The organism is Streptomyces sp. NPDC055103, from assembly GCF_053607625.1.
The window spans coordinates 1-8,582 of the sequence record NZ_JBSGTX010000136.1 but is presented as its reverse complement, the minus strand read 5'-3'; the positions used below and the strand labels follow the sequence as shown (position 1 = coordinate 8,582).

Annotated in this window: 5 protein-coding genes and 1 pseudogene; 3 read left to right on the top strand and 3 right to left on the bottom strand. The window is 73.6% G+C overall.

What is annotated here, in order from left to right; genetic code table 11:
* Window positions 1-81 precede the first annotated feature (81 nt).
* Complete coding sequence (locus ACWFR1_RS39665) at window positions 82-1,209, bottom strand: aminoglycoside phosphotransferase family protein (protein WP_453560821.1); 1,128 nt, start codon at window positions 1,207-1,209, stop codon at window positions 82-84.
* A 233-nt stretch (window positions 1,210-1,442) separates the two neighbouring features.
* Here ACWFR1_RS39665 and ACWFR1_RS39660 point away from each other — a divergent pair, with 233 nt between their 5' ends.
* Entirely contained in the window at window positions 1,443-2,936 is a 1,494-nt protein-coding gene (locus tag ACWFR1_RS39660) for a DNA-binding protein NsdB (RefSeq protein WP_453560818.1), read from the top strand.
* 198 nt (window positions 2,937-3,134) lie between these two features.
* Here the strand turns inward: ACWFR1_RS39660 and ACWFR1_RS39655 are convergent, their stop codons facing one another.
* The gene (locus tag ACWFR1_RS39655) at window positions 3,135-4,640 is read right to left on the bottom strand and encodes a PP2C family protein-serine/threonine phosphatase (RefSeq protein ID WP_453560815.1); all 1,506 of its coding nucleotides are present in this window, start codon (window positions 4,638-4,640) and stop codon (window positions 3,135-3,137) included.
* 427 nt (window positions 4,641-5,067) lie between these two features.
* On the opposite strand from ACWFR1_RS39655, the gene ACWFR1_RS39650 reads away from it, so the two are divergent.
* Together ACWFR1_RS39650 and ACWFR1_RS39645 are read left to right on the top strand one after the other, a co-directional pair.
* Window positions 5,068-6,228: a hypothetical protein gene (locus ACWFR1_RS39650; protein WP_453560813.1), complete on the top strand. Its 1,161-nt coding sequence runs from the start codon at window positions 5,068-5,070 to the stop codon at window positions 6,226-6,228.
* 52 nt (window positions 6,229-6,280) lie between these two features.
* Window positions 6,281-7,504 (top strand): threonine synthase, encoded by a 1,224-nt coding sequence (locus ACWFR1_RS39645; protein WP_453560810.1) that lies wholly within the window; start codon window positions 6,281-6,283, stop codon window positions 7,502-7,504.
* Window positions 7,505-7,656: 152 nt separating this feature from the next.
* Here ACWFR1_RS39645 and ACWFR1_RS39640 read toward each other — a convergent pair.
* Window positions 7,657-8,324 (bottom strand): annotated as a pseudogene (locus ACWFR1_RS39640) (NADPH-dependent F420 reductase).
* Window positions 8,325-8,582 lie beyond the last annotated feature (258 nt).

Genomic DNA, 8,582 nt, shown 5'->3' with positions numbered 1-8,582 from the left:
CCGCCGGCCTGCGCACGTGTCCCGGTGTGTCGGCACCGGGCGCACGGCGCCACCCCCGTGTGGCCGGCCGGACCCGCGCCTTCAGCGCGTTCCGACCGCCGCGCGCACGGCCCGCCGTGCCATGGCGCAGTCGTCGTGCAGCCGCCTCAGCAGCAGCCGCTGCTCCTCACCGGCGGAGAGGGCACCGGAGGGCACCGGGACCGTTCCCGCCGGCGGAGCCTCCTTGATGGTGCGCTGCACAGCCGTCTCGTAGGTACGGATCTCCCGCGTCAGTACGATCATCAGGTTCACCAGGAAGGCGTCCCGGGAGGCCGGGCCCGCCTGCTGGGCGAGCTGACTGATCTGGCGCCGGGCCAGCGGCGCGTCACCGAGCACCGCCCACAGGGTCGCCAGGTCGTAGCCGGGCAGGTACCAGCCCGCGTGCTCCCAGTCGACGAGGACGGGACCGGCGGGGGAGAGCAGGATGTTGGAGAGCAGGGCGTCACCGTGGCAGAACTGCCCCATGCCCTGCCGCCCGCCCGCGTGCGCCAGACCGTGCAGCAGCTTCTGCAGGTCGTCCCGGTCCCGGTCCGTGAAGAGACCGAGCTCGTGGTAGCGCGCGATCCGCGTCCCGTAGTCGAGCGGGGCGTCGAAGGTCCCGGCCGGCGGCCGCCAGGCGTTGAGCCGGGCGACCGCCCCGAGCGCGGCCCGTACGTCGGCGCGCGGCGGCGCCTCGACGGGGTGGCGCGAGAGCGCCGCCGCCCGTCCGGGCATGCGCTCGATCACCAGCGTGCAGTTCTCCGGGTCCGCGGCGATGAGCCGGGGCGCCCGCACCGGCGGGCGGTGACGGACGAAGGAGCGGTAGGAAGCTATCTCGTGACGGAACCGCTCGACCCACGCGGGGGAGTGGTCCAGTAAACACTTCGCGACCGCCGTGGTCCGCCCGGTCATCCCGACGATCAGGACGGAGCGGCCGCTGCGGCGCAGCACCTGGACCGGGTTGAACTCCGGGCAGATGCGGTGCACCGAGGCGATCGCCATCTTCAGCTGCGCCCCCTGAGGGCCGGACAGGTCGATTCTTCCGCTCACCGGCTGGGTGCCGGTGCCGCCCGTCCAGCGCCGGGGCCGCACGGCCTGCGGCGCGGGGGCGAGGTACGGCCCGGCACCGGCCGGGACGATGCGGTGCTGCGGCCGGGGCGGGGCGGACACGGAGGACGATGCTGTGTACATGGAGGTGACAGATCCCTTCGTGGTCCGACGAGTTGCGTGCGTCGCCCCGCCCGCCCCCGGGTCCGCACCCTGGGGAATGAGGGCCGGTCGGCGGGGCGGGGTGGCGCGTTCCTACCTGACACCCGGGCGCGGGTGGCGGAACATCGGGCGCACCCTGGCGAACCCTGGCGAATAGTCGCCAGCCCTATGACAGGGGGTTACTGTCAACTCAGCCGAGAACCTGGGGGCTTGACGTGACCGGACAAACCAACACCCGCCTGTCAGACCTGTTCGGCCTGGCGGGCTGGTCCAAGGGCGAACTCGCGAGACTCGTCAACCGGCAGGCGGCGGCCATGGGCCACCCCCAGCTGGCGACCGACACCTCGCGGGTACGGCGCTGGATCGACCGGGGCGAGACCCCGCGCGATCCCGTCCCCCGGGTGCTGGCAGCACTGTTCACCGAGCGTCTCGGCCGTGTCGTGACCATCGAGGACCTCGGGTTCGAACGACACGGGCGCGCCGGAAAGCGGCAGGCCGTCAGGAGCGACGAAAACCCTGACAACCTGCCCTGGCCACCCGATCGTACGGCTGCGGTCCTCACCGAATTCACGGGAATGGACCTCATGCTCAACCGACGCGGCCTGGTGGGCGCGGGGGCGGCACTCGTCGCCGGCTCCGCACTCAGCAGCAGCATGTACGACTGGCTGCAGACCGACCCCGCACGCAAGGCCACCGCCCAGCGCGCCACCGATCCCCTCCACGCCGACCCCGCCGGGTTCGACCGTTACGAGGCCGCCCCCGTCGGGTCGGAGGAGATCGAGGCACTGGAGTACTCGGTGAACGTGTTCCGCGCCTGGGACGCCTCCCGTGGCGGCGGCCTCCAGCGCAAGGCCGTCGTGGGCCAGCTCAACGAGGTGGGCGGCATGCTCGCCTACCGCCACGCCGACCACCTCCAGCGGCGCCTGTGGGGCGTCGCCGCCAACCTCGCCGTCCTGGCGGGCTGGATGTCCCACGACGTCGGCCTCGAACCGACCGCGCAGAAGTACTTCGTCATCGCCGCGCACGCGGCCCGCGAGGGCGGCGACCGTCCACGGGCCGGCGAGGCCCTGTCCCGGGCCGCGCGACAGATGGTGCACCTGGGCCGGCCCGACGACGCCCTCGACCTGATGAAGCTGGCCAAGGCCGGCGCGGGCGAGCAGATGCTGCCGCGGACGCAGGCCATGCTGCACACCATCGAGGCATGGGCACAGGCCTCCCTGGGACGCGGGCAGGCCATGAAGCGGACGCTGGGTGAGGCGGAGGAGCTCTTCGTCTCCGACCGGGCGGACGTGGAACCGCCGAGCTGGATGCAGAACTTCGACGAGGCCGACATGCACGGCATGCAGGCCCTCGCCTACCGGACCCTCGCCGATCACGACGCCTCCGCCGCGATCCCCGCCCAGCGGCATGCCAGGCTCGCCCTGGAACTGCGCAAGCACGGGCACAACCGCTCGAAGCTCTTCGACTTCATCTCGATGGCCTCGGCCTGCTTCATCGCGGACGACCCGGAGCAGGCCGACCGGTACGCCCGGCTCGCCCTGGTCTCCATGGGGGAGACGTCCTCGCACCGGACCTGGCACCGGCTGCGGGAGATGTACCGGCTCACCGGGCAGTACGCGGGCTACTCGAAGATCGAGGACCTGCGTGAGGAGATCGCGCTCGCCCTGCCCAAGTCGCCGGTCAACCGGCCGAGAACCGGCCAGGTCTGAGCCCCTCACGTCACGGGAACCCTGATGCCCCCTCGCGGGGGCGGATACGGCCGGGACGCGGCAGGCCCGACCTCACCCGGGCAGAACGGGTCGGACGGGCTGAACGCGCTGGACGGGCTGAACTCATGGGGCGGGCCCTGGCCACGCCGACGACCCGAATCCCTCCGGGTTCCGGGCCCCTCGGCGAGCTTGCCTCCCTCAGCGGCCGACCCGCACCACCATCACGCAGGCGTCGTCCTCCCGCGGCTCCTCGCCGAACTCCTCGACCACCGCGCGCACGCATTCCTGCGCGTCCCGCGCTCCGATGAGCCGGGGGCCGAGGGCGAGCAGTCGTCGTGTGCCCGTGTCGTCCTGCGCTCCGCTGCCGCGGGTCAGTCCGTCCGTGTGCAGCACCAGCAGGTCGCCGGGGAAGAGCTGGGTCTCGGTCTCGCCGTATCTGCCACCGGTCGTCGCCCCGAGCAGCACGCCCTCGGGCCGCCGGAGGGTGCGCCCCGTTCCGTCGCGGAAGAGCAGCGGGGCGGGGTGGCCGGCCTGCGCCCAGGCCAGGGTCTGGGCGGCCGGGTCGTATCGGCAGCACATCGCACTGCCCAGCGCGGGCTGTACGGAGGTCTCCAGGAGCTGGTTGAGATGTCCCATCAGGGCGCCCGGCCGGATCCCGGCCACGGCCATGCCGCGCAGCGCGCCGAGGAGCATGGCCATGGAGGAGGTCGCCGCGACACCGTGGCCCGTGAGGTCGCCGACGCTCAGCAGCGCGTCGCCGTCCGGCAGGGCCAGCGCGTCGTACCAGTCGCCGCCGATGAGGCCGGTACTGGCGGCCGGCAGGTAGTGGGCCGCCACGTCGAGCGGGGCGGGGCCGTCGTGGGCGAAGCGGAGCGAGCCGCGCCACGGCGGGAGTACCGCTTCCTGGAGCTCGACGGCGACGCGTCGTTCCGTGCGCTCGATCTGGCGGCTGCGCTCCAGGTCTTCCCGGGTCTCGCGGACCGCCCGCTGGCTGCGTCGCAGCTCGCTGACGTCTCGTAAAACGGCCCACATGGAGGCGGTGCAGCCGTCGGCGTCGAGGACGGGCTCGCCGGTCATGTGCACAGTGCGCACGCGGCCGTCCGTCCGGACGATCCGGAACTCGCCGTCGATCGGCTTCCCGTCGATCAGACAGTCCGTCACCATGCCCTGGAGGACGAACTGGTCCTCGGCGAAGACCACGGAGGGCATCTCGTCCAGCGACATGGGGCCGCTCTCGCGGGGGCGGCCGAAGATCTGGAACAGCTCCTCGGACCAACTCACCTCGTCGGTCAGGAGGTTCCACTCGGCGCTGCCGACGCGGGAGAGGAGGGAGCCGGTGCGAGCCGGGGCGGGCTCGCCGTAGGCGGTGCCGGGGGCGGGTTCGGCGGGGAGGGGCGCGTGGAGGGCGGTGTCGGGCTCGGCTTCGGTACCGCCCGCGAGCTCGGTCGCGGTTCCGGGGGCGCCGCCTTCCGGAGAGCCGACCCGGAGCTGCCCCAAGTGGGCTCCGAGGTCGTCGAGTTGGTGCACCGCGAGGTCGCACAGAGCGCGCTGCCACCGCTGTTGGGGGTCGTCGTCGTGGGCCACGGCGTCCCGGCGGACGGCGTCCACCTCGCCGCGCAGGCGACGGGTCTGCGAGATCAGCGCGTCCACAGCGCCCGGCTCCGGCGGCTGGGCGGGACGGTCCGCGAACAGATGGGACGGCATGTCGTACTCCGATACAGGCGCGGCGCGGCCAGGTGGGAAAAGTAGGCCCCGCATACGACTGTTGCACAGCCCGGGACAGCTCGTAAGGGATTTGGCAACACTCGATCCGGTGGTGCTCGTGGCATATGTCAAAGGCCCGGCGATTATCGGACAGGTCGCGACGCGTTACGGTGCGGGGGTGGTGATCGACGACGGAAACGGCACGTTGGGCGCGTACTCGGCAGGTACGCGGGTGCGGGGAGCGAGCGCGCGTACGAGCACGTGGGCCGACGTGCGGACCCGAGCGGCTCCGGGTGGGGACATACGTGCGGGCGGCGGTGCGGACAAGGGCGAGCGGACGGCCACGGGAGCGGCCGGCGCGGTCGGAGCAGCGGGAGTGGTCGGGGCAGTCGGGTCAGCGGGAGTGGCGGGCACAGGCACGGAGGGCATGCGCGTGACGAGTACGGCCGTGACGGGCACAGGTCCGACGGGTACGGCGCACGCGGGTGCGGGGCACGCGGGTACGGCGGTGTTGCTCGCGGCCGCGCCCGCCGGTCGGGGCCGCGCCATGGACGCCGCTTCCGTGCTGCCGGTCCTCGCCGCCGTGCCGCCCGCCGTCCTCACCGGCACCGCCACGGCCACCGTCGTCGAACTCGCCGACCCGCTCGACCCCCAGACCGTCCTCACCCGCCTGCGCGCGGCGGCGGCGAGTCCCGGCCCCCTCGTCGTCTTCCTCGCGGGCCAGCTTCATCTCGACAAGCGCCAGCACCTGCCCCATCTCGCCCTCGCCCGCACCACCTCGGCGACCCTGCGCTACACCGCACTGCCCTGGCACTGGCTCGCCGGTGAGCTCGCCGGACGGCCGCCCGGCACCACGACCGTCGTCGCCGACCTCGCGGCGGACCCGGACGTCTGGGAGCGCCTCGCCTCGGCCCCGGACCTGCTGCACCCGGGCCCCGGAACGCTCGTGTACGGACGGGTGACCCCGGCTCCGCGCCGGGGCGAGCCCACGACCCCCGACTACCTCCGCGCCTGGGCGGAACTCTGGCGCGCCGGCGCCCGGCCGCCGCTCCCCGCGATGCACGCCGAGGCCGCCGTACGGGCGGCTTCCCGCGCGACCGCACCTGAGGCGCTCCTCCTGGCGCCCGCCGCCCCTGCCCCGGCCGTCGCTCCCGTGCCTGCCGCACCCGTGCCGGTCGCCGTCGAGGATCCGCATCCCGCGATCCTCGCCGCCGCGATGGCCGGACGGCACGGCGAGGCGGCCGCGGTGGCGGCCGCCTGGGAGAGCGAGGCCCTGCGCCACCACGGGCCCAGGTCCGCCGAGGCCCTGCACTGGACGGAGGTGCGGGCCGACCTGGCCCGCCTCGCCGGTGAACCGGCCCGCAGCTGCGAACTGTGGCTGGCCGCCGCCGAGTCAAGGCTCGCCCTGCGTCAGTCGGCGGACGACCCCGACGTCGAGGCGGCGGTCGACCGGGCCCACCACCAGTGGGAGCAGATCGCCGACCGCACCAGAGCCGGCGCCCTCGGCCCCGCGCTCGTCGCGCTGCGCCAGCGGGTCCCCGGCCGCCGCCCGGGCGCCCTGGCGGCACTCCGCCGCCGCATGGTCTGAACCGGCCCGCCATCCCACCCGGACCCGCCGCCGCTCCCCGAAAGGCCACTGCGTGACCCCGCCCGACATGGCGCAGCGCTCGCTCGCCACCGCCCAGCGCTCGCTCGCCGACCCCTCCGTACGCCACCCCCTCTGGCCGCCGCTTACCGTGGGCTGCCCGGTCACCTCGACCGACGAGGTCGCGTACCCCCTCGACATCGACTACGCCTACGACGAGGTTCCTGCCGACCTGTTCACGCGCCCGGCCGCCCACGGCCTCGACAGGTGGGCCCCGTTGCTTCCGCCGCTCGCCGCGCCCGGCCTCGGCGAGGGCAACACCCCGATGGTCGAGCTCGCCGACGGCGTCTGGGCGAAGGACGAGTCCCGCAACCCGACCTGGAGCCACAAGGACCGTCTCAACCGGGTCGCCGTCAGCGCCGCCGTCGCCTCGGGCGCGCGCGGGATCGTCGTCTCCTCCTCCGGCAACCACGGCGCGGCGGCCGCCGCCTACGCGGCCCGCGCCGGCCTGCCCTGCGCCGTCTTCACCTCCCCGTACGCCCCGCCCGCGGTGGCCTCCCACCTCCGCGCCTACGGGGCGACGGTCCTGACCGTCCCGTACGAGTCGGTCCGGCCCTTGATGCGCCGGATCGTGGACGAACTCGGCTTCCAGGCCGTCAGCAGCGTCACGGACACCGCGCACACCGGGCACCCGTTCGGGCCCGAGGGGTACAAGACCCTCGCCTACGAGATCGCCCTCGACCTCGGGCGGGCGCCTGCGGCGGTTCATCTCCCCACGGGCTACGGGGAGTTGCTCTTCGGTGTCGCCAAGGGATTCCAGGAGCTCGCCCGGCTCGGCGTGACCGACTCCGTCCCCCGGATGTACGCGACCGAGCCCGCCGCGGCCGGCGCGCTCACCGAGGCCCTGCGCACCGGCCGGCCCGCCGCCCGCGTCCCCGTCGGGCCCACCCTCGCGTACGCCATCGACTGCGAGGTCAACAGCTATCGCGGTGTCGTCGCCGTCCGGGCGACCGGGGGAGCGGCCCGCACGGTGACGGATGATCAGATGGTCGCGGCCCGGGTGGAGTTGGCGTCCCAGGGGTTGTGGTGTGAGACCTCGGCCGCGGCCGGCCTGGCCGGGCTGCGGGCCCATGGGCCGCGCGAGACCGACGGCCCCGTGGTGTGCGTGGTGACGTCCAGCGGCTACAAGGACGTCGCCACGGCGAAGGAGTCGTACGAGCCGACTGTCCCGGACTGGCCGGCGATCACGTCCGCCCTGACGGACGCCGGGGCGGACTGACCCACCGGGAGCGGGGGCCGCCGACCGGGGTGTGGCCCATGCCCCGGCGACGACTCCCCGGCGTGGCCCATGCCCCGGCGACGACTCCCCGGCGTGGCCCACGCCCACTCCCCGGCGTGGCCCACGCGCCGGCGACCACGCCCCGGCGTGTTCTACGCCCCGGCGCCGGCCCCGTCCGTCGCGCGCGGCACGAACCGGATGTTGAACCGGAAGTCGCCGGTCGACAGGGCGATCCCGACGAAGAGCAGGGCGAAGTGCTCCTGGCCCCGCGCGGTGACGATGCCGCCCAGGTCGAGCGGCGACTCGGCAGGCCAGCCCAGATCACCCACGAGGCCGCTGACGACCCGCTTGGCCTCCGTGTCCTCGCCGGAGAGGAAGACGGTGCTAGGGCCCTCCAGGGAGTCCGGTGCGACCATCACCTCACGGTCGATCGTGCAGAGGGTCTTCACGACACGGTCTCCGGGAACGCTCGCTGGATCTCCTCACCGAGGCTGACGACCTGGTGCGAGAGTGACTCGTCCTCCAGGAAGCCGACCGCGACGTCGAGGAGGACCTTCCCGGCGAGCGCCGGGGCCCCGATCGATTCCAGCAGCGCGACGGAAGCCGTGCCAGGGGGCGCGTTCGCGAGGACCTCCGCGTGCGCGGCGGTCCCTGCGGGGTCGTCGACCCGTAACCCCGCCTGAAGAAGTTCCCTGAGCCCCGTCAGGAGCTCTTCGTCCCCGGGGCGCCGTGACCCGAGGACGACGTCGTGTCCCGCGCCCAGCCACGCTGCGGCGAGGGTCCGTCCCACATTGCCTGTTCCGAGAATTCCGATACGCATGGAGATCATCCTGGCGCGCGGGGGTCCGTCTCCGCCTCGGCCGGGGGACCGTAACAGCGTCGGCCTCTCGTCCTAATAGGGCTTGGTCAGGTTCGTTTTGGTGGTACGTGTCCTGTGGGTTCGGTGTGTCGTTGAAGACGTGTGACTCCGGACGAGATTGCGTCTGTGCGTGGTGAGTTGGAGGACTTCGCGGCGGAGGTTTTCGAGCCGTTCGCGAGGAACGACCAGCGTCGGTGGGGGCAGGTCTACTTGCGGGGC